Annotated in this window: 21 protein-coding genes; 3 read left to right on the forward strand and 18 right to left on the reverse strand. The window is 26.4% G+C overall.

The features are described 5' to 3' along the window. From J2Z24_RS07300 to J2Z24_RS07375, 16 genes are all read right to left on the reverse strand, one after another. Positions 1–1,662 carry a Tle-like phospholipase domain-containing protein gene (locus tag J2Z24_RS07300; RefSeq protein ID WP_206538607.1) on the reverse strand — a complete coding sequence of 554 codons (1,662 nt, stop codon included), beginning with the start codon at positions 1,660–1,662 and terminating at the stop codon, positions 1–3. A 26-nt stretch (positions 1,663–1,688) separates the two neighbouring features. Further along, positions 1,689–2,012, reverse strand: a complete 324-nt coding sequence (locus tag J2Z24_RS07305; RefSeq protein ID WP_035148453.1) for a hypothetical protein — start codon at positions 2,010–2,012, stop codon at positions 1,689–1,691. Between the two features lie 78 nt (positions 2,013–2,090). Beyond that, entirely contained in the window at positions 2,091–2,465 is a 375-nt protein-coding gene (locus J2Z24_RS07310; protein ID WP_035148455.1) for a hypothetical protein, read from the reverse strand. Positions 2,466–3,118: 653 nt separating this feature from the next. Continuing rightward, a complete protein-coding gene (locus J2Z24_RS07315) occupies positions 3,119–3,406 on the reverse strand; it encodes a DUF4176 domain-containing protein (RefSeq protein ID WP_035148613.1) in 288 nt (95 codons plus the stop codon). Between the two features lie 250 nt (positions 3,407–3,656). Then, positions 3,657–4,139: a hypothetical protein gene (locus J2Z24_RS07320; protein WP_085059076.1), complete on the reverse strand. Its 483-nt coding sequence runs from the start codon at positions 4,137–4,139 to the stop codon at positions 3,657–3,659. 79 nt (positions 4,140–4,218) lie between these two features. Then, positions 4,219–4,950 carry a hypothetical protein gene (locus J2Z24_RS07325; RefSeq protein WP_035148614.1) on the reverse strand — a complete coding sequence of 244 codons (732 nt, stop codon included), beginning with the start codon at positions 4,948–4,950 and terminating at the stop codon, positions 4,219–4,221. Next, positions 4,941–6,224, reverse strand: a complete 1,284-nt coding sequence (locus tag J2Z24_RS07330; protein ID WP_035148615.1) for a V-type ATP synthase subunit I domain-containing protein — start codon at positions 6,222–6,224, stop codon at positions 4,941–4,943. The genes J2Z24_RS07325 and J2Z24_RS07330 overlap by 10 nt, the downstream gene beginning before the upstream one ends. A gap of 2 nt (positions 6,225–6,226) precedes the next feature. Further along, the gene (locus J2Z24_RS07335) at positions 6,227–6,547 is read right to left on the reverse strand and encodes a WXG100 family type VII secretion target (protein ID WP_035148616.1); all 321 of its coding nucleotides are present in this window, start codon (positions 6,545–6,547) and stop codon (positions 6,227–6,229) included. Positions 6,548–6,551: 4 nt separating this feature from the next. Beyond that, on the reverse strand, positions 6,552–6,908 hold the full coding sequence (locus J2Z24_RS07340; protein WP_035148617.1) for a hypothetical protein: 357 nt from the start codon (positions 6,906–6,908) through the stop codon (positions 6,552–6,554). Positions 6,909–6,995: 87 nt separating this feature from the next. Beyond that, a complete protein-coding gene (locus J2Z24_RS07345) occupies positions 6,996–7,304 on the reverse strand; it encodes a WXG100 family type VII secretion target (RefSeq protein ID WP_035148618.1) in 309 nt (102 codons plus the stop codon). A gap of 134 nt (positions 7,305–7,438) precedes the next feature. Continuing rightward, on the reverse strand, positions 7,439–9,823 hold the full coding sequence (locus J2Z24_RS07350) for a YhgE/Pip domain-containing protein (RefSeq protein ID WP_035148619.1): 2,385 nt from the start codon (positions 9,821–9,823) through the stop codon (positions 7,439–7,441). Positions 9,824–10,000: 177 nt separating this feature from the next. Next, positions 10,001–14,428, reverse strand: a complete 4,428-nt coding sequence (gene essC / locus J2Z24_RS07355; RefSeq protein ID WP_035148620.1) for a type VII secretion protein EssC — start codon at positions 14,426–14,428, stop codon at positions 10,001–10,003. Between the two features lie 8 nt (positions 14,429–14,436). Then, positions 14,437–15,657 (reverse strand): type VII secretion protein EssB, encoded by a 1,221-nt coding sequence (essB, locus tag J2Z24_RS07360; protein WP_035148621.1) that lies wholly within the window; start codon positions 15,655–15,657, stop codon positions 14,437–14,439. Positions 15,658–15,659: 2 nt separating this feature from the next. After that, positions 15,660–15,902: a hypothetical protein gene (locus J2Z24_RS07365; protein WP_207714608.1), complete on the reverse strand. Its 243-nt coding sequence runs from the start codon at positions 15,900–15,902 to the stop codon at positions 15,660–15,662. Further along, complete coding sequence (locus tag J2Z24_RS07370) at positions 15,883–16,386, reverse strand: hypothetical protein (RefSeq protein ID WP_035148623.1); 504 nt, start codon at positions 16,384–16,386, stop codon at positions 15,883–15,885. The genes J2Z24_RS07365 and J2Z24_RS07370 overlap by 20 nt, the downstream gene beginning before the upstream one ends. 60 nt (positions 16,387–16,446) lie before the next feature. Then, positions 16,447–16,743: a WXG100 family type VII secretion target gene (locus J2Z24_RS07375; RefSeq protein WP_035148624.1), complete on the reverse strand. Its 297-nt coding sequence runs from the start codon at positions 16,741–16,743 to the stop codon at positions 16,447–16,449. Between the two features lie 418 nt (positions 16,744–17,161). Here J2Z24_RS07375 and J2Z24_RS07380 point away from each other — a divergent pair, with 418 nt between their 5' ends. Continuing rightward, entirely contained in the window at positions 17,162–18,649 is a 1,488-nt protein-coding gene (locus J2Z24_RS07380) for a nicotinate phosphoribosyltransferase (protein WP_035148625.1), read from the forward strand. Positions 18,650–18,679: 30 nt separating this feature from the next. Here the strand turns inward: J2Z24_RS07380 and J2Z24_RS07385 are convergent, their stop codons facing one another. After that, the gene (locus J2Z24_RS07385; RefSeq protein WP_035148626.1) at positions 18,680–18,901 is read right to left on the reverse strand and encodes a hypothetical protein; all 222 of its coding nucleotides are present in this window, start codon (positions 18,899–18,901) and stop codon (positions 18,680–18,682) included. Positions 18,902–19,085: 184 nt separating this feature from the next. Here J2Z24_RS07385 and J2Z24_RS07390 point away from each other — a divergent pair, with 184 nt between their 5' ends. After that, a complete protein-coding gene (locus J2Z24_RS07390; protein WP_035148627.1) occupies positions 19,086–19,430 on the forward strand; it encodes a hypothetical protein in 345 nt (114 codons plus the stop codon). Positions 19,431–19,485: 55 nt separating this feature from the next. Here the strand turns inward: J2Z24_RS07390 and J2Z24_RS07395 are convergent, their stop codons facing one another. After that, a complete protein-coding gene (locus J2Z24_RS07395; protein WP_035148629.1) occupies positions 19,486–20,106 on the reverse strand; it encodes an NUDIX hydrolase in 621 nt (206 codons plus the stop codon). Between the two features lie 203 nt (positions 20,107–20,309). On the opposite strand from J2Z24_RS07395, the gene J2Z24_RS07400 reads away from it, so the two are divergent. Further along, positions 20,310–21,563 carry a D-alanyl-D-alanine carboxypeptidase family protein gene (locus tag J2Z24_RS07400; RefSeq protein WP_035148630.1) on the forward strand — a complete coding sequence of 418 codons (1,254 nt, stop codon included), beginning with the start codon at positions 20,310–20,312 and terminating at the stop codon, positions 21,561–21,563. Positions 21,564–21,667 lie beyond the last annotated feature (104 nt).

Below are 21,667 nucleotides of genomic sequence, written 5' to 3' on the forward strand. Positions count from 1 at the left end.
TTATTCTACTCCATTGTTCTCACCTATTCCTTTTTCTTCTATTGCTGTTTTTACTTGATCCATAAGATGGTTGTCTATTCCATTTTCAACATCAGTATAAATATCATCATCTAATATATTTTTTATTTTATTTCTTATATTTTTTAAATCAGTATAAGTATCTTCACCTACTATATTTTTAATTTTATTCCCTATACTATGTCTTACATTAGCTATATCAGGCGAGTTTTGGATTGAATACTTATCTTGAACTGATTCCTTAGTTTGACATGGTAAATAAGTCACCTTACCAATTGGTTTTGAAAAATTTTTTTCGATACCATGTAAAATTTCCCCATCAACAATATATACGTGCATTTTTGCAGAATATTCTTTTTCCTTTTCTCCTAGACCATAAGCATGTAAATTAACTGTTGCTGGATTAAACACTATACAATTAGAATTTGTTGCTACTGCGTTTGCTGCGGATTCTGCACCACCCTTTGAATGTCCAATAAATGTTATATCTGCACCCCGATGATCTTTTACAAATTTTTCGGCATATTTTATTGACTTTTTCATATCCAGAGACAGACCAAAAAGCTGTAATAGATTATCGTCCAAATCTCCCTCTGGTAAAGGACTCCAAGATGAAGTTCCTTTATTAACCACTGCATATTCTATCTTTCCATCTTCTTTTTTTCTTTGATATATACCTATTACCATCCCTGCATCTTTTTTTATAGAAATCCTTTGCCATCCATTAATTAAGTCTGTTGGATTCTCTACTTTTCCATCACAAATATTCTCATAAACATCCGCTGCCATATATGCTGCTTCTTTTACAGTAGGCCCACTATATGTTGCAACAATTTCTTTTATTTTCTTATATTCATCTTCTCCTAAAACAATTTTTGCATATGCTAGCATTTCTTTTTCTTCTGATGTTAACTCTCCTGGATTTTTTAACATTAATTGCTTTACTTTATTCTTATCTACTTGTCCATTTTCTGAAATAACAGAAACACCTCTAAATTTAGATATTCCTTCAGTTACCCCTGATATCTTTCCAAATACTGAACATATATTGTCTTCCATAGCTCTTACGCCACTACAATATGCATCAAATGAATTATCAAACTCTGTTAAACTAGTTGTCTGATTTCTAAGTAAATTTTCTGCATTTATAACATCTCCCTTAATCGGAAATGATGTAAAAGCCAGGCTATTTACCAATCTTAGTATTTCTTCAAATTTAGCATTCATCCTTCTATAATAATCATTTGTACATTCACAGACATTGTTATTTATTAAAAATTGGCCTCCATATTGAAGTGAAATAATACCTGTATCATCACTTGTAAAAGCTGCTCCTCCTCCACTTCTTTTTATACAGTTTTCAAAATCCTCGCTACGCTTTTTTAATTGAACTGCTTTTGGTTTTTCATCATTTTCTAAAGCACTTTTCATATATTTTATATCTTCTTCTAACTTTGTATAAAATTCTTGTTTTTTAATGTGATTTTGTTCAAACTGATCTTTTGCTTCACCTAACCACCCTAAGTCAGTAAGTTCTTTAACTGCTTTGTTAATGTTTTCTTTTTGTTCTGATAATATCTTTATAAAATTTTCATATTCATTTATTGTATTAGTTAATTCACTAATGTCTAATTGAAAATCCATTTCTACTTCTCCTATTTCTTGTAATATTAATCATCATCCTTACTGTGATACTCAATATCTTCTATTTGCATTGATCTCTTTTGTGATTTTAATTGTTCAATTTTATCCTCACACTTTTTAACTAAGTTAGGCAATAACTCTGTCACATCCTTATTTAACTTTTTTTCTTCAGACATTAGTTCCATCATATTAACACAAGAAAATGTTGTCATACAGTTAATTGCAAGCTGTTGCAATTGCATGGATACAGAAAAATTTAAAACTTTTGTATCAGAAAATAACTTCTTCATTTCGCTTACCTTAAATATATCACTTGTGCACTTTGTAATATCATTACATCTACATCCCATATTCTTATTTCCTTTCTATATGTTATTCCTAATTTTTATGTGAATTACAATTTAAACCAAAACTCTATATTATTTTAGCTATTTACTATTTAATTCATTTTTCATATGCGTAGCAACTGTACTTGCAGTTGTTACAGCTCCTGCAACTGATCCCAAAATAGCTTCTGCTATACAGTTTGCTAAATCAGAATCCAAACCAAACATAGAAACCTTTGCACTTACCAAATCATTAATTTCTTCTTGTAATTCTTGTATCATTTTGAGAAATCTTGCTTCAAGTACATTGGCACTAAGTATAAATGCAGTTCCTCCATCTCCTAACCACTTTTCCTTCAAATTAACATTTACTTTATTAAAATTATCTTTTGTTGTAGTTAAGTTATTTTTATAACTTATTAATTTTAAAATTGCATTATCAAAAGCTTGTTTATTTAATTTAATATTTTCAGCCATTTTCCTATTTCCTTCCCTACTGAATTTAATTATAATTTCAATTTAAACTTAATTATATTAAAAAATATAATTTTAAATATTATATGTATATTTTGTTATTTTTTAATAAGTATAAATATGTTTAATTCTACATTAATATAATTTTTATGTCAATTTGTTTAATTTTTACTAAAAAATTTTAGTAGTCTTAAAAGTCAACCTATACTCATTATTTTTCTTTTTTCCCTAAATCAAGCATCACAATACTTCCAATTGGCAATAATCTTTTCATTCTATTTCTCCTTTGGTACGTAATTTATTTGTTTTTTTTAATTCTTGAATTTTATCATATTGTTTATAAATAAAAGTAGTATAAGTCATTAACCCAGACATAACTACTACCATAACATATGATAATATTAATATTAAATAATATGGCTTACTAAAATATGCAATACTAACCAATAATGTTATGATGCCAGCAAAAATTGAACTTGTTATATATGATTTATTTTCAACTATAAATCCTCACATTTTTAATAGCTATGTCCTTTGTTTCATTAGAAAAACTCACCTTACATTTATTAATTTTAGGTGAGTTTCAACTATTTAACTTTAAATATTAATTTTCTTATATAAAATTTTTATTTTAATATTTGAATCTTAATATTCTTTTAAATACTTTTTCCCATAATCTTTTCCTTTTCTTTAGAAAGAGCTAAAGAATAGCCTAATTCTTCTTCATCTTGATATCCAACAAAAAGAAGTCTTTTTATTTCCTCATGATTAAACATTCTAAGTTGTTCTGGTGTTTGTAGTCCTTGTGGCACTAAACATCCACAGTAATCCCATATAACCTCATCATCTTCTGTAAGTCTTAAAAGACGCCCTATGATCATTATTTTTTCTTTCTTTTCTAAATCAAGCATCACAATGCTTCCAATTGGCAATAATCTCTTCATCTATTTCTCCTTTGGTATGTAATTAATTTGTTTTTTTAACTCTTGAATTTTGTCATACTGCAGATATTCAAAATATGCATAAGTTACAAATCCAGAAAAAATAACTAAAAAAATGTAACTAAATATTAAAATAAAAAAATACGGCTTTTTAAAATATGCGATACTTACTAATAGTTGAACTATAGGAATTAAAATAATAGAGTATGAATGTATTTTATTATTAGTATGTAAATACTGCTTAATAAATTTTTTAGGTGCTTCTTACTCTAACTTTCATGAATGTTATTAATGAAAAGAAAGCTAAAATAATAAAGGAAATTAAATACTCCGTATTGCTCCATTTCCCAAATAAAACTGTTTGAAATCCAAAGGTCCCACCATATATAAATGAAACTAATAAAAAAACATTAGAATTTTCAAATTTATAGAAAATTTTTTCATCTTCAAAATCACTATCTTTAACTTTTTTAAATAATACAATATTATAAATTACAGAGAATATCAAAGGTATTACATATAAAACTCTAATTCCCAAAGAAATCCATGAACATGTAATTATATACAGTGCAAATACAATGCTCGGAAACTGTATTGCATATCCTAGTTTTTCTTTTTTTGAAAATCGTCCCTTTAATTTATATGCTAGAACCTTATCATATTCTTGTATAATGTGTTCTATACTCTTTTTATCATTTGGATAGTTAACTTTAGGAAAAATATTATTTACCAACATAACGAATCCCACCAATCCTCAATATCATTTGTTCTGTAAGAAATCCATTCTCCTGCTGGCTTTTCAACATCTTTTCATTCTATTTCTCCTTTGGTATGTAATTTATTTGTTTTTTTAGTTCTTGAATTTTATCATATTGTTTATAAATAAAAGTAGTATAAGTCATTAACCCAGACATTACTACTACCATAACATATGATAATATTAATATTAAATAATATGGCTTACTAAAATATGCAATACTAACCAATAATGTTACGATACCAACAAAAATTGAACTTGTTATATATAATTTATTTTCTTTATATTGATAGCTTTCAATAAATTTCTTTGGAGCTATAGTTCTAGCTATAATAAAAGATATTGCTGACAAAATAGCTAAAATGCAAAAACTAATGAAATAATTTTCGTCACTCCACTTTCTATAAAATAATAAGCTTTCAATCATAAATATCCCACTAAAAATAAAAACACATATAGAAATTATGTTGAAATTTTTCAATCCATAATAAAATTTTTTATTTTTATAATTATCCTTTTGAGCTTTTATAAGCAATATATTTTTATAAATAATACATATGATAAGAGGTAACATATATAAAATCCTAATTCCAAATGAAACACTCGAGCACTTTAATATATATACTATCAGTAGAATTGAAATTATATCTAAAATATATTTTCCAACTTTTTTAGTATTTGGGTAACCTAATATATGTTCCATCCTTCTGTCATATTCTTTTATAATATGTTCTATACTCTTTTTATCATCTGGATAGTTAACTTTCGGAAAAATACTATTTACCAACATAATGAATCCCACCAATCTCCAATATCATTTGCTTTATCAGCAATCCAATCTCCTGCTGGCTCTACAATATTATTATATACATCAGTCAAAATCGGTTTGACCAATGAATCATAAGCGACTCCTACTAATCCTCCAGCAACAAATCCAACACCTAGACCTACAACTGTACCAACACCTGGAGTAATAATAGTACCAATATATTCTCCTGCTTCTGAACCCAAATAAGCTCCCGCACTTGCACTTGCCATTATACCACCCCAGCTAATACCTGCATCAACAACAACATCATCTAATTCAGCCCCATTTTCACTATAGTTTTTCCATTCATCATAAGATATTTTACCAATGTTATATGCTGTAGCAGCTATACCCAACCATTTACTAATCTTAGATAAATTATTTTTTGTATAATCAACTTTATCAACCTTTGATAATTTAGATTCACGTATTGCTTTCAATCTTTCCATAGTTTCTGTCTTCATATTAACCTTAGATGCACTTAATTGACTATTTGTTATTTGCCTATTTAACTTATTGATCTGTCCTGTTAGGGATCTAATATCCAACTGATATTTATCAAGATTTTTTCCTAAATAGCCTTTTTCAAGAACTCCAACAAATCCACCCGTAGCAAACTCTTGAGATAAATCTTTTATCATGTCGCTATAAGTATTAGGTTGATCTGCACTCAATAGATCTAAAAGTACTATCTCGCTTGGACTTTGCTTAGCTTTCTGTTTTATTTCATCTATCTTCTTTTTTAATTCATTTTCATCTAATCCTGCTAGTTCTTTCAACAATTCTTGAGTTTCTTCATTTGCAAGAGCGGAAATTTTAAGTGCATCTTCTTTACTCACACCTTGTTTTATAAGTTCATTATATATACTATCTACAAGTTCCTCTTGTCCACTACTTTTTATAATAGATACATATACACCATATTCTTTAGTTTCTTCAATAAAATTTAATGAATTAGTAAGAACAGCTTTTAAACCTGCATCTATCTTTTCCAAAGGTGTATAAAAAGCTTCAAATGCAGTATGAAAATTGTTATACCTATTTGTTTCTTCATTTAAATATCTATTAATGATTGCAAAATCACTTTCATAATTAGATTTATCCCATACACTTGATGGCGTATCTACTTTTTGAATTAAATTATCCATACTTTTTAATCTAGATAATATATCTTCAATATAATTTAAATTACTCTTAATTTCTCTATTTGTGTCTCTGCATTCACTATAATCAGCCATAAAAATATCCTTTGACATACTCACACCTCCAGTGAAGATTTTAAGCTATCCCTTTGTTCAATTAACATTTCAGAAGTTGATTTTACTTCCTCAATAAATTCTTTTAATTGTACAAGTTCACTTAATTTTTTTAAGTACTCCATTTTCCAATCATCAAAGTTTTTTTTGAATTTATCAAAACTTTCACCTTTCCACAGCTCTTTACTTTCTATATTATTCACTTCTGATTCAAAATCAAAATATAATTGTGTTAGACTTTGTATTGATTTATTGTAACTTTTTTTAAGAGTGTCTAATGACATGTTATCAATATAAAAATTACTATTTGAAATTCCTGCCATAATCCTATTCCTCTCTGTAACTTTCAAGTAAACTTTTAAGTTCTCTTTCAAGTTCTTCTAATTTATTATTAATACCATTTATTCCTTTTTGTATTTCATTAAGAATCATTTTTTGTACATCATGAAGATTAGTATTCTTAACTTGAAGTGCGCTTAATAAATCATCTTCTTTTCCGATTGCTTCTATACAATTTGATTTTACTTTTTCATATTGATCATTCATTAATAAACTTATTCCATTTCCAGCTTGCTTACAATAATCTGCTGCATTAATCATATATGCTTTATACTCTGTATATTTTTCAATCTCTTTCCTACATTCATAAATCTTTTCTCGTATTCTTTCCTTATTTTTTGACATATAAAACACTCTCCTTATTTATGCACATAAAAGAAAACACAAATATAAGGTAATTTATTATTTTTTTACATGCCTTAATTTTAACTATTAAGACTTTCTATAAGACTTTGCTATTTCCATATCTTTCTCTAAGAAATCCTTAGATGTTTGTTCTACCTTTTTGCTTAGCTTGTCTATATTCTTAATACTCTTTTTTAATTCCTTAAAAACATCTTCACTTTTATCACTATAGGCTTCTCTATATTCACCTTTCATTTTGTCCTCAGCATCTTTACTATCTTTCTCTAATTGTTCTAATAATTTATCTGCATCTTCATAAATTTGATGCATAATTGTATATGCCTTTTGAACAGAATCATAATCAAATTTAATTGTATCATCTTTCCAAAATCCCATATAATTAACTCCTTTTTTCTTATAATATAACCCAGTTAAATAAAACTAAAAAATTCTATTTAATAATAGCTAATTAATAACAAATCCTATATAAGTAATACATTACACTATGTCCTTATATAGGATTTATTAATCTATTTATTTAACTTTAATTTTATTTTTTTCCTATATAGAACCATTGCAAGCCGTAACATAATATATGTAGCTAAAATTAAAACTACTGTTTTTTTAACTTCATTACTATCATTTTGCTGTGGTTTAACTATGCTACCTCCTAGTGTTTTGTTTTGAACCGCAGATACAGGATTTATAATAAACTTATACACATCTGTATTTTCTACAGTTCCTACTCTTGAATTTGATAATACATTTACTAAGGAACCTAATTTTTCTTGATTAAACTTTGTTGTTTTTTCCTTGGTTGTCTTAGCGTTCTGTAATCCACTTGATAGCTTATTTTTAGATTCTTTAATTCCTTTATCTAAATCATTTTTCATAGTATCCACATGCTTGTTAGCTTGCTCTCGAACTTGATCTTCAACTTTGTTATATTCATCTAACTGTTTTGATACCTTATTATTCAGATTTTCATTGGATTTATCATATTGGTCTAAAAGATTTAATATTTCCTCATCATCTTCTGTCTTTTCAGGTGTTTTATCAATATTAGACACATGAGTTATAATATTATTGAATTTGCTAATATAGTCTTTTTCAAATACATTTATTACATCAATAATATCAATTGGACCATCACCTTCTACAACCTTTTCAACCTCTTCTTGTACTATTTCTTTTACACTGTCCACATTTTTTGTATTATTACTTTTAATTGTAGAAATTAATTGTTTTCTATTGTTCCCGTCCATTAAATCTTTTATTGGGCTAATAAGATTATCTTTTATTTTCAATCTTGCACCTAAAGATTCATCTAGGTTTTGATTAAATATATCTTTAAGATATTTATAATCTTCATCATTCATAATGCACTGTGCTGAAGATGATATTTCCTTTAAATGATTCTTAACTTTATTTAAAATATCAATTGTATCATTTATACTCTTGTCATTTTCATCACTTTCATTAAATTTTCTATACTTACTGCTTCTTGATGATACAGATTTTTCATTTTTCTCACTAATTCCATCATTTATATATTGTTTTAATTCATTTGAATTTTTGAAGAAATTACCATCATTTAAATCACCTAATGGATTCTTTAATATTTTATTGTAATTAATATTGTGATTATTTACTACTTGATTATAAATATCATCAAAAACTATTGGGTTAGTTTCTTTTAATTTGCTTATCATTTGTCCATATAATAGATATTCTTCATTAAGTGATTGTATTTTAGGGTCGTTTTGATTTTTTTCTTTTATATTTTTTTTCAAATTCTCCAAATTACTTATAGAATTATTTTTTATAATATCCAAATCTGAATCTGTTTTTTCCTGTATTTCTTTAAGTTCCTCATTAGATTTCTTAATAGCATTGGTTCCCTTTTCATTTACTTTTGATAATGTTTGCTTTTCATACTTATCTACTAAATCATCTATTTTGCCCTCATCTTTAGTTAAGTCTTCTAGATATAAATTAACATCAAATATATTCGCTTCACAATTATTTGCTAGTCCATCATAATTATACTTATGCCTACCAGCAAATTTAGCTTTTAACTCCTGTTGATCCATTTTCTTTAGTCTATTTGTGAATGTTTTAACTCCTGTATTTTCATTTGTCATAACATCCACAAGGTCATCTTTAATACTATTTAATTGTGTTTCTTTAGTTATCATTTTGTCTCTATATTTTTGGTCAACTTCTGATATTATTTTTTTGTTTTCATCAAAATCTTTACTTAAATCTAGATCATTAAATTTAATATCCTTATCTTCCAATGTAGTTAACTTAATTGATGCTAATATACCTGAATCATTTATTGAGTTAATTGCCTCTAGATCAATATCATCATTTTTTAATATATCTGATGCATAATCTTGCCCATTATGTAATTCGTTAAATATACCTGATAAATACATATAACTTAACTTATTGTTTAATTTTTTTTCAAACTCACCTATGTTCCTTGATACTATAAGTTTATTTTCCTTACTTAATTTATCATTGGATTGATAATAAATTTTAACTTTTGATGGTGTAACTTCATTTACCGTTGTTATATTCTTAGAAAAATTTCCTGGAACTACAATCATAGCTCCATACTTACCATTTTCTATTCCTTTTTCTGCTGCTTCTCTATTTGTTATTTCATATCCATTATCTAAAAAATTAAAAAAATCTAATGCATAATTAACTCTTTTATCCTTATACTCTGTTCCCAAATCTTGGTTTACAACTGCAATTTTAGTTGATTCCTTTATTTCTTTAGTTTGATCTTGTTGTTCAGCTAAAAATTTTCTTTCTTGTACCTGCTTTCCAACATAGAATGAAGTAGTAGATGTTACAATCATAGCACTCATAATAATAAATGCTGGTATTACTTTTCCTTTCAAATTTTATTTTTCCCTCCTTTAATTCATTTTTTTATATTTATCTATATTTTAAATAAAGTTCAGATACAAAAAAGGAAGTAACACATAAACATATTATTTTTCTATTACTTTGGATGTATCTTTGTATATGAATACTTTAATAAAATATAGTCTAAATCCTAAATATCACATCTACATTTATTTTACCTTAGGCATTTTAATCAATTGCATTTTACCTTTGTTATACATATATCCTAAATCCATAGCTACTTGTGGATTTCTGGTGTAATTTGTAATTACAGTTTGATCATTTGGATTACCTAAAATAATTGCGTTTATAGAGCTTTTAAATATTTTAGTCACTAGGTCATATCCTTTAAGACCATTTGCTTGAACACTAGCTATAAATGTAATACCTACACTAATTGCCTCTTCTATTATTTCCTTTACAGGTAAATCAGTTATTAAATTTATTTCTACTATAAAATTATCACAATCATCTATTAATACCATAATAGGACTTAATGAAGCATAATATATTTTTGGCATTAATCCTGGTTCTTCTTCTCTGCGTTTATCAAATGCACTCTTTCTTTTATTAATTATTTCTTTCATTCTTTGCAAAAATTCTCTTTGCCCATCTTGTGATACAATATATTGATTAACTTCATTTCTGTATGGATAAAGTTCTCCACTTTTAGAATCAAATACATAAGTTTCTGTATTTTTTCTTAATGAAAGCATTATTTTTAAAACATTTGTTTTACCAGTTTGTGTTGCCCCTACTACTAATTGAGTACTTCCATCTAATTCAATAAATTGAGTTCTTACATTTTCTGCATCTAATCCAACTGGAATTCTATTTTTATATTTCTTTTCATCTGCAAATTCCTTAAGCTTACTGATTGTAAGAATTTCTGGTAACATTCTTATACTTTCTACCTTTTCACCAGTATATAAAGCTTTTATTTTTCCTATCATAGTTAATACTTTATTTGCATATTCTAACTCATCTTGAAACTCAACAGCTGAATAACCCTGCATTATATTAACATTTTGAAGCTTAACCATTGCTCTACCTGGTATATCTGGTAATGCATAATCACCTTTTCCAATAATGGTTCTAATTTCAGTTTCATCAAACAAATAATGTACCATTTTATTTTTAAAGTTATTTAATACTGCAAATTTAATTGCATTTTGACGAGAAGCTGTTGCTATTGTAAATATTCCTATACCAGCTCCATCTCTAGTTATTTTCATAATAAAATCTTCTGCTTCTATTCCAAATTCCTTTATTACATCATAATTATCTATTATGATAAATAATGCTGGTAACTTTTCATCACTTACTTCATTATACATGTTGAAATTTGCTACACTTGCTTCACCTAACATTCTTTTTCTATTTTTAGATTCATCGTCTATTATCTTACACATTTTTTGGAATTTAACAACATCATCAAATTTAATATAATCTCTTGTATGTGGCAACTCTTTTATTGGTATTAATCCTGAATTACCAAAATCCAGCACAAAAAATTGTAAATTTTCAGGAGAATTTTTAACTGCAAGTGATAACATTATTGTTGTTAATGTTGTAGTTTTTCCAAATCCAGGTGATGAAAATATAACAAAATTACCATCCTTCACGAAATTTAACTTATATTCATCTTGCGATTGAGCTTCTGGTATATCTACAAGTCCTATACTAACATTTGTATCTAATTCTTTAAATTCTGATACATCACCTATATTTTCTTCATCAATATGTGGCGAACTGATTTTAGTTTCTAATGGAGGTAACCATGGTTTTTTCACACTTGGTAATTGTAAGTTATTAAATAATTTATTTATATAATCAACTGTTACATCTAATTCTGTTGCCTTAAGATTTAAATCTTCAGCGCCACTACTTAAATCATTATTCAGAAGTTGACCTTGTCCCATATGATTAATAAGATACACTCTATTATCTATTGAATCATCATCTTCATTATTTTCATATATTGATCCACTCCAAGCTGATTGGAATAATTCATAGATTTCATTATTTCCAACTTGCAAATATGCTCGTCCAGGTTGAGTTATTCTTGCTGCATCTGGTGTTTTTATAATTTCATTACTGTCTGATTCATTTTGAACTTTTAATGCCAATTTAAATTTTGAGTTACTCCATATTTGATCATCAACTACACCTGATGGTTTTTGAGTTGCAAGTATCAAATGAATTCCCAAACTTCTTCCGATACGAGCAGCACTAACTAACTCTCTCATAAAATCAGGCTGCTCCTTTTTTAATTCTGCAAATTCATCCGAAATTAAAAACAAATGTGGCATTGGCTCTTCAGCTTCACCATTTTTAAATAATTTATTATATTGATTAATATGATTTACTTCATATTCATTAAATATTTGCTGTCTTCTTGCTAGTTCACTCTTTATTGATGCCATAGCTCTCATACTTTCAGATCCATCTAAATTAGTAATTATACCTAATAAATGAGGCAACTTTTTAAATAAACTAGCCATACCTCCACCTTTATAGTCAATTAACAAAAATCCAACTTCATAGGGATGAAAATTTACAGCTAAAGATAAAATATATGACTGTACTATTTCACTTTTTCCAGATCCTGTAGTACCTGCTATAAGACCATGTGGTCCATGTGCCTTTTCATGAAGATTTAAATACACATAATCATTTTTACCTCTTACACCTAAAGGAACAGCTAAAGTTTTATATGCCTGATTTTTCATCCACAAATTTTCTATTCCTAATTCTTTAGGACTCTTAACATTGTACATTTCAAAAAATGTTATACTATCTGGAATTTGATTCATCATTCCTTTAATATGTTTTAAACAAGATAACCTTCTAGATAAATTATTTAATTTTATGTCTACATGATTAAGTTTAACTTTCTTATTTACTAAAAGTCCTTCATTTATTATAAGTGTTCCATTTTCATAATTATCAATTTTAAAAATTGTTCTAATGTTTTCAGGTAAGTTAGCTTTTAGCTGACTTGTATATATTATTGAAAATCCTAATTTAGAATCATACTTTTGTAAATATTCCATTATAGAATGATTTAACACTAAACTTGGTTCATCAATAACAAATAAATAATATGGTATAAACTTTATCTTATCTCTTTTCTCCTCACTTTTTATTTCTCTATCCTTTAATATTTTAGAAACATTTCCAAGTACTTGATCTCTTACTCTATCTGTATCTATGAGACCTCTAACATTAATTGCACTTATTTTAAAATGAGGATACCACCTTAACCAATGAAAATCTTCTCTATATTTTTCATTATGTATGAATATGATTTCCAAATCATTATAACTTTGAAACAACGTTAATTGGGCAAATATAATATTTAATTGTTCATGAATATATTTCTTTTCTCCAACTAATCCAAAATGTGCTTTTTTTAAGTCAATAGTAATTGGCATATCCCTTACTATACTAAATTCATTATAAACTTCATTTGCTTGTTCCAATAATTCGTCTTTTTCAAGTTGTATAGAATCATTAGAAAACTTCATTTTATAACTCGGTTCTATATCGGCATTTCCTATTGATATACTTAAAAAATCCTCATCAGTATATGTACGTTCATATATTCTGCTGCTATAGAATTCTGTTATCTTATCTATCTGCTTTAATGTAGGATTATGATATTTCAAGGATTCCATTTGTCTTCTCCTTAAATTATCTAACCTTTTTCTAAGATCTAATAAATATTTATTGTATACTTCTTTTCTAAGCTTATTTTTTCTCTTTTCCTCTTTTTTATCACTTATATATGAAGTTACTGAAAATACAGCGCTCATTCCTATACCAGCAATGCTCATAATAATGTATATTCCTCTAGAACTTATAAAACTTATAGCAATAGTTATAATTAGCATTACTACTGGTGGCACTATAATTCTTGCTAGTTGTCCCTTTTTCTTTTCCTCTTTATTTGGTGGATTTTTAAAATTTAATATTTCAGTTGGACAATCTTTGATTATTCTAGGTGATCTCTTATATTCTGGAAAACCGTCAAATTTTATTTTTTCTAAATCCATAGTGTGAAGAGAAGTTTCATATGAACTTGAATCTCCTTCAATGCATAATATATCATTATGATAAGTAATCTTAATTTTATCAATTAAAATTAAATCATCTTCACTTAAAATAATTGGATTTTCTTTTGCTAACTTTCCATTTACATAAATTTCATATTCGGTAAACCTATATAATTTACTTTTTTCTAATCTTAACTTTAATTTCTTGATATTTTTCAAATAAATATTACTGTCCTTTGAATCTCCTATAGTAATAAAACTATTTCCTTTTATTGATACTTTCTTTCTATCATTTATAAAATAAATAATTGATAAATTTTTTTTATTGTCATACACATACTTTTCATATGGTTTTAATTCTATTTTTTTTTGCTCAATATTTAAGATCACTATATTATTTTCATTATAACAAGTTAAATGTCCAATATTTTTTTCTTTAGTTCCTACTTTGAAATCACTTGAAATATATACCTTTTTATCGCATGGAATCTCCCTTACCATATCATTTTCAAAAAATAATACACTGTTTCGATAATACATTTTTCCTCCTATTTACTTGGAACTAAATTTAATCCGTTTCCTGATTTATTTAATTTATCTCCTTTTGTACTTTTATTTTTAGATGTATTAGTAGTAGTTGAATCTTTTACTTTATTTTTTTTAATTTCTTTTTCTATATTTAGTTCTTTAGTTAACTTTTCTATTTCAGATTGTAGCCCTTCTTGTGCTTTTTGTTTTTCTTCTCCAGTCATTTTATTATTATCTTGTATATACTTTTGTTTATTTAAAAGAGCATATAAAAGTAATTCATTATCTTGCACCTTTTTGGCTAAATCTATTGCATTATCATATTTTGATCTTCCTATTGCAATCCAATAATCTAAAATATTTTCATCACTCTTATCATTTAATGTAGCTATTATATTCTTCTTTTTATTTTCTGCAAGATTTTCTGACATTACATATGAATATGCGAGTTTACATTTTGATTCTTTATCAAGTTTTAAGCCTCTTGTGTTTTCAAAACATTTTATTACACCTTCATAATCTTGTTTCATATAGTAACTATTAGCTTTAATTACCTTTTGATTAAATGGAATTAAGAATACTGATGCATAAACTGTATAAATCATTAATACCAGTATTACAAGACTCATTGCCCATATACTATATTTTTTTACTTTATAATTTTTTAATTTTATTTCTATGTACTTTTCTTTATCCTCTCTTTCTTGTACTTTTAAATCTTCTAAAAGTTCATTTTTAATTTCTTCAATTGTTTCAAGCAATATGTATTTCTTAATTTTTTTATTCTTTTTTATCAAATCCATACCACCATTATAAAAGTCATTATATGAATATTGTTTATTAAATACATCTGCAATTAAACTTTTATAATGCAAAATTAAATCTTTATAATCTATAATTTCATCCTCTAATCTTATATCTCTGTTCAAGATTTTTGGAATATAGTTATAGTCATAATAAATGTTATTCGGTTCTAATTTAAATGAATATTCATCTGCTATTTTTAAAACATTGCTAACATTTATTAAAAACCTTAGCTTTTCAACATCTCTTCTATTTTTTATTTCACTAAAAGGTTGCAACTCATTTAAATCATATGTGAATTTTACCTCTTCATCTTTAATGTTTACTTTACATGGAATTAAATATGTGTTTTCATAAGTTATTCTATTAATTTCACTATCCCTTTTAGCATTTAGCTCTGATATCTTAACTATCTTTTCAAACTCATTTTCTTTCATAATCACTTATCCTCATATAATAATTCTAATCTATCTCCTGTGTATATATTATTTTCTTCAAAAGTGCTATATATAGAAATTACTCTCTTCTCTCTATTCGATTTACAATAATTTATCTTTTGTAAATCTAAATTTAAAGCTAAACCATCATTAACTATTCTTATAGTTTCTTGTATTACTTGTTCATTATTTAAAGATATATCAAATTGACCTTTATTCTGTGCTCTAAAATCCAGTGTAATCATTATATTCACTGCGTTTTTCTTCTTCCCTTCGTTTATTTATATAATACAATCTAGTCAACACGCCTGTTAGTATACATAAAAATATAATTACTGAAACAGTCATAATATTAATATTACTATCATCTTTTTCATATTTAATTTTTTTCTGCATGTTTGATTGAGAAAACAAATTATATGCTTCTATCTTTTGAGAAAATTTTTTATCTCTAATAGATTTTGCATTATCTGTTGATAAAAAAATGCTATTGTATAAAGCTTTTCTATTCTGTTGCTGTTTATTACTTACTTCTTGTTTAGCTTTTGCAACCTTATCTGTAAATAATTCAATACCATACATATCTGATACTGACATATATGGTTCATTCTCACTGCTTTTTAAAGAATCATGATCTATATTTAATTCATTATTTGCATTAACTTTATATATATTAAACGTAAATGTAATTAGAATCACTAATATACTTACTATTATATTCTTTTTCATTCTTTAACTCCTAAAAGAGAGATGTTTAACATCTCTCTTTTAATTTAATTATTAGCTGTATTATTTAACTCCAAATTGTGAAGCTATATCTCGATCTCTTTCTTGCATTGCAGCTCCAGTTTGTTGTAATTGATGAGAAATAGTTTCCACAAGATTATGCATATTTACAAAGCTTGGTCTTAATTCATTGAATTGATTAGCAAAGCTTGTACTTGCTTGACCTTCCCATTCAGTTTGTAATTCTGATATTAATGAAGTCATCCTAGTAATTACCTCTTTAATTTTTTCTGCTTCTTGGTGATAATCCCTTGATCTTTCTATCATACGTTCTGGTGAAATTCTAATTTGATCTGACATTTTGATTTTCCTCCTTTTTTTAGATTGCGTTCCTTATTATAACATAATAATTCTATTTTTTCCACGTTTGGAATACTTTTATCTAAATTAAACAAAAGTTTACAAATATTTTTCTCCATTTTACTCACTATTTTACATATATATGAATAAAATTTTTCGATATAAAACTGATGAATAAAATGATACAAGAAATAAAAAGACAAAACGAAAAAATAGAATAATTTCCTCTAGATTTTAAAGTAATATCTATTTTATTAAAAAACAAACAAAATTCACCTCTCAATTTTTTCTTAATTCTTTCATTATTCTTTCATTGTATAAACTTGTAATAATTTTGGCAAAGGGTTAAAATATTAATAACATTTATCTAAAAGTACTAACATTTTTTAAAAATCAAATCACATAAGGAGAAGTTAATATGGAATACATAAAAAACTTTAATGTGCGAAATGAAAGAAATTTAACCATGCTAGTAGATTTTTACGAGCTTACTATGGGAAATGGTTATTGGGAAAATGATCTCGGTAATACTATAGCATACTTTGATATGTTTTTTAGAAAGGTACCTGATGGTGGTGGTTATTGTATAATGGCAGGCCTTCAGCAGTTAATTGAATATCTTTCAAATTTATCTTTCACTAAAGATGATATTAAATATCTAAGGGGAAAAAGTATTTTCTCAGAAGAATTTTTAAATTATTTGGAGAACTTTAAATTCACTTGTGATGTTTGGGCTATTCCAGAGGGTAATCCTGTATTTCCAAATGAGCCTTTAGTTACTGTCAAAGGTCCCGTTATTCAAGCTCAATTTCTTGAAACTATGATATTGCTTTCTATCAACCATCAAACTCTTATAGCTACAAAAGCTAATAGAATATGTAGAGCAGCAGATGGTAGACCTATTATGGAATTTGGTTCAAGACGTGCTCAAGGTTATGACGGAGCCATATACGGCGCTCGTGCAGCTATAATAGGTGGTTGTAATTCTACAGCTTGTACAATAGCGGAACAGATGTTTGGAGTTCCTTCTGCTGGCACTATGGCTCATAGTTGGGTTCAATTGTTTCCAACAGAATATGAAGCTTTTAAATCTTGGGCAGAAGTTTATCCAGATAACTGCGTTCTTTTAATTGATACCTATAATGTATTAAAATCTGGTCTTCCTAATGCAATCAAGGTTTTCGATGAAGTGCTAAAACCTAAGGGGTATAGACCAAAAGGTATTCGTATTGATAGTGGAGATATTACATACCTATCTAAAAAATGTAGAGAAATGCTAGATGACGCTGGATATAATGATGTTAATATAATAGTATCTAACTCATTAGATGAATATATAATAAGATCTGTATTACGTCAAGGTGCACCAATAGATGGTTTCGGTGTAGGTGAAAGATTAATTACTGCTAGGTCAGAGCCTGTCTTCGGTGGAGTTTATAAATTAGTAGCTGTAGAAAATAACAATGAAATTGTTCCTAAAATAAAGATTAGTGAAAATGAAGAAAAAATAACTAATCCTGGATTTAAAAAAGTTTATAGGATATTTGACAAGAAAACAAATAATGCCATTGCAGATTTAATTACCCTTAACCATGAAACTATTAATACAGAGGAACCTTTACTATTGTTTGATCCCGTTTTCACTTGGAAAAAGAAAAAAATTAAAGATTTCTATATAAAAGATTTAATGGTCAAAATATTTAATAATGGTAAGTTAATCTATGAATGTCCTGAAGTTTCTGAAATTAGTGCTTTAGCTGAAAAAGAAACGGGAAGATTATGGCATGAGGTGTTAAGATTTGAAAATCCTCATAATTATTATGTAGACTTATCAACAAAATTATGGACTTTAAAGCAAAATCTTATAAACAAATATTCTAACATATATGATGACATTGAAGAGTAAAATACGGCAGAGAAATCTGCCGTATTTTTATTAAAAGTATTCTTCTTTCAAATTAATATAACAACTCCTTAAAAAATCTAAGTCCTTATTCTCTAATTCAAAATCCTCATATTTTTCTATTTGTTCTACTTTGTATGTTTGTAGTGCCTTAAATGGACAAACTCCATCATTTTCCTTATAATTATATAATGCGCATTCTTTAAAACATTCTATTCTATCATCAGACGAAGATAAAAATGGACATTCTGTCATATTTACCGCACCCTTTCCCCAAGTTTTTGTTAATTATCATTATACATTATTATGAAAAAAAAATGAATAGAATCTGAACTAATTAACTAAATTTTCACAATGTTTTTTATTGTATGTTTAAATAAATATAATTGCTAATTGTGGAAATAATACTATTAAAATATGTTTTTTATGAGGTGATAATATGTTTATAACTAAAATTTCTCTTTCATATTTTTTCTTAATTATAGGAATAATAGCTATAGTTTTTTATGTATACTTTAAATTTTTAATAATAAAAAGCTCTCCTAATAATAAAGATAACGAAAAAATTTTAGGAAACATGAAAGACGTTTCTAGGTGGCTAGATAAAAACACAAAAATGAGCTATATATCACTTTTTTGGGCAATAGTTTCAATAATAGCTTTTATATTCTTAAAATTTTATTATACTGCTGGATTAATATCTATAATATTTCCATTTCTATACTTAGCTTTGATTGTTATATCCATAATTCTTTTCTTACCAAAAAATAAAATTACAAGCTAGAAAAACTTTTTTATAAAAAATAAGGTAGAAAAAACTCTACCTTATTTAACTCTCTTTAATTAATTTCCTCTAAATTTTCTTTTAAAATATTAACAAAATTTTTAATAATTAAAGCTGTAAATCCCCATATTACATACCCATTATATTGATAAAAATATTGTTTCATATTACCAGTCTTAAACTTATAATCTTTACCTCCTATAATTAAATGATATGGAAAATCTTTTGGCAACTGAGATATTATTTTGATTTTATATCCTTCTGGTTCATTTTCCATAAAATAATTAATAGGAACTTTAAATACATGATTAACTTCATCTTTATTAGGATGAACATCTTTTACTTTAAGTCTAGCTACAAATGGATATATTATCATATTGTATGGACTTACAAAATAATCCATAGCACCTAATATATCTATATCTTCCTTCTTTACATTTAGCTCTTCTATAGCTTCTCTTATGGCTGCATCCTTTATTTCTTCTCCTCTTTCTATTCTTCCACCTGGTAAAGAAACATCCCCTGGTTGACTAGCTAAATTTAAAGATCTTACTTCAAATAAAATATAAACTTCTCCTTTTTCTTCTATGAGAAATACAATAACTGCACTTTTCTCATATTCCCCTATTATTTTATTCTCTCTTTTTGAGAATAATTTTTCTATTTCACTAAACATTTAACAATTCACCACCATTAATATCTAGTATTTTCTACTATTATTAATTATATATTAATACCTCTCTAATAGATACTTATTTATTAGTTGTATAGTAGTTTTTTTAAATTTGTAAAATGTTAAAGTACATGTTATACTCTAATGGGTATCCATTCTTTTATTTTTTAATATAAAAATTATTTTAGAAATTGGAGAGATGTCAGTTGAAAAAAAAGAGTATTTCACTATTTTTAGCAATTTTTATGGCTTTATCTTTATGTACAAGTGCCTTTGCTGCTGAAGATAAACCATCTATTCATGGTAAAGCTGCGGTTACTATGGACATGGATACAGGAGAAATTATTTATTCTAAATCTATTGACAGCAAAATGTATCCAGCAAGTACAACAAAGCTTATTACTGCCCTGCTTCTAGCAGAAAATAAACATAAAGGTGACCTATTAAAGTATACAAAGGCTGCTAAAGCTCAACCTGAATACTCAATTAATTTAAACTTACATTCAATAGATGTTGGTGAAACTATGAGTGCTGAAGATGTTATGGATGGTCTTTTATTATTTTCAGGAAATGATATAGCTTATGTTATAGCAGACAATGTAGCAGGTGATGAATCAAAATTCGCAGATCTTATGAATGAAAAAATAAAAAGCTTAGGATTAAAAAATACACATTTCGTTACTCCTAATGGATTGCATGATCCTGACCATTATACAACAGCTTATGATTTAACTGTTATAGGAAGAGAAGCATTTAAGAATCCATGGGTAAAAGAATCTATGAATAAAGAAACTAGTACTGTAAAAACTTCAAAAGGAACTACTGTAATAGTTGAAAATAGAAATAAGCTTCTTGGTAAAGATGATTGTATAGGTGGTAAGACTGGTTATACTGCTAAGGCTGGTAGATGCCTTGTAGCGATTTTTGATAGAGATGGAAGAAAAATTATAGGAGTTGTAATGAATTCCATTTATGATAGAAATGATTCTTTTGTTTTTAATGATATGAAGAAAATCATAGATTGGAGCTATGATGCAAAGAAAACACCTTTATATCCTAAAAATTCTATTATAGCTACAGAAAAGTTAACTTATAAACCATTAGTATTCTTTGGTCCTACAAAAACTATAGATGTTCCAATACTTGCTAAAGCAGACATATCATTTTATAATAACGAAATTAATAAAAAAGAAATGAAAAAAGACTTTAATATTCAGACTAAAAATATATGGAAGATAAATGATAATAAAAGTATAGGTACTTTAACTATTAGTGAAAGAGAAGCTAAACAAAAATATGATCTTTATACTAATATATCAAAATCTTCTATAATGAAAGCAAATATTTTATTATATGTTATAAGTGTCTTAACTGTATTAGTTGGTATTTTACTAATTGTTGGCGGAATTAAGGCTATTAAAAAAAGAAAAAATAGAAAAAGAAGATCTAAATATCTATAATTAATAAAAATAACATGGCACATATTATATGGACCATGTTATTTTTATATTTGCCCTTTTAATTTTTATATGATATAAAGATAATTGGGTAAATCTATTATAAA

Source organism: Clostridium tetanomorphum, assembly GCF_017873215.1.
GTDB lineage: Bacteria > Bacillota > Clostridia > Clostridiales > Clostridiaceae > Clostridium_AO > Clostridium_AO tetanomorphum.

Coding starts and splice junctions, on each gene's coding strand:
- J2Z24_RS07300 (WP_206538607.1), bottom strand. CDS start 1,662: ATGGATTTTCAATTAGACATTAGTGAATTAACTAATACAATAAATGAA.
- J2Z24_RS07305 (WP_035148453.1), bottom strand. CDS start 2,012: ATGGGATGTAGATGTAATGATATTACAAAGTGCACAAGTGATATATTT.
- J2Z24_RS07310 (WP_035148455.1), bottom strand. CDS start 2,465: ATGGCTGAAAATATTAAATTAAATAAACAAGCTTTTGATAATGCAATT.
- J2Z24_RS07315 (WP_035148613.1), bottom strand. CDS start 3,406: ATGAAGAGATTATTGCCAATTGGAAGCATTGTGATGCTTGATTTAGAA.
- J2Z24_RS07320 (WP_085059076.1), bottom strand. CDS start 4,139: ATGTTGGTAAATAATATTTTTCCTAAAGTTAACTATCCAAATGATAAA.
- J2Z24_RS07325 (WP_035148614.1), bottom strand. CDS start 4,950: ATGTTGGTAAATAGTATTTTTCCGAAAGTTAACTATCCAGATGATAAA.
- J2Z24_RS07330 (WP_035148615.1), bottom strand. CDS start 6,224: ATGTCAAAGGATATTTTTATGGCTGATTATAGTGAATGCAGAGACACA.
- J2Z24_RS07335 (WP_035148616.1), bottom strand. CDS start 6,547: ATGGCAGGAATTTCAAATAGTAATTTTTATATTGATAACATGTCATTA.
- J2Z24_RS07340 (WP_035148617.1), bottom strand. CDS start 6,908: ATGTCAAAAAATAAGGAAAGAATACGAGAAAAGATTTATGAATGTAGG.
- J2Z24_RS07345 (WP_035148618.1), bottom strand. CDS start 7,304: ATGGGATTTTGGAAAGATGATACAATTAAATTTGATTATGATTCTGTT.
- essC (WP_035148620.1), bottom strand. CDS start 14,428: ATGTATTATCGAAACAGTGTATTATTTTTTGAAAATGATATGGTAAGG.
- essB (WP_035148621.1), bottom strand. CDS start 15,657: ATGAAAGAAAATGAGTTTGAAAAGATAGTTAAGATATCAGAGCTAAAT.
- J2Z24_RS07365 (WP_207714608.1), bottom strand. CDS start 15,902: ATGATTACACTGGATTTTAGAGCACAGAATAAAGGTCAATTTGATATA.
- J2Z24_RS07370 (WP_035148623.1), bottom strand. CDS start 16,386: ATGAAAAAGAATATAATAGTAAGTATATTAGTGATTCTAATTACATTT.
- J2Z24_RS07375 (WP_035148624.1), bottom strand. CDS start 16,743: ATGTCAGATCAAATTAGAATTTCACCAGAACGTATGATAGAAAGATCA.
- J2Z24_RS07380 (WP_035148625.1), top strand. CDS start 17,162: ATGGAATACATAAAAAACTTTAATGTGCGAAATGAAAGAAATTTAACC.
- J2Z24_RS07385 (WP_035148626.1), bottom strand. CDS start 18,901: ATGACAGAATGTCCATTTTTATCTTCGTCTGATGATAGAATAGAATGT.
- J2Z24_RS07390 (WP_035148627.1), top strand. CDS start 19,086: ATGTTTATAACTAAAATTTCTCTTTCATATTTTTTCTTAATTATAGGA.
- J2Z24_RS07395 (WP_035148629.1), bottom strand. CDS start 20,106: ATGTTTAGTGAAATAGAAAAATTATTCTCAAAAAGAGAGAATAAAATA.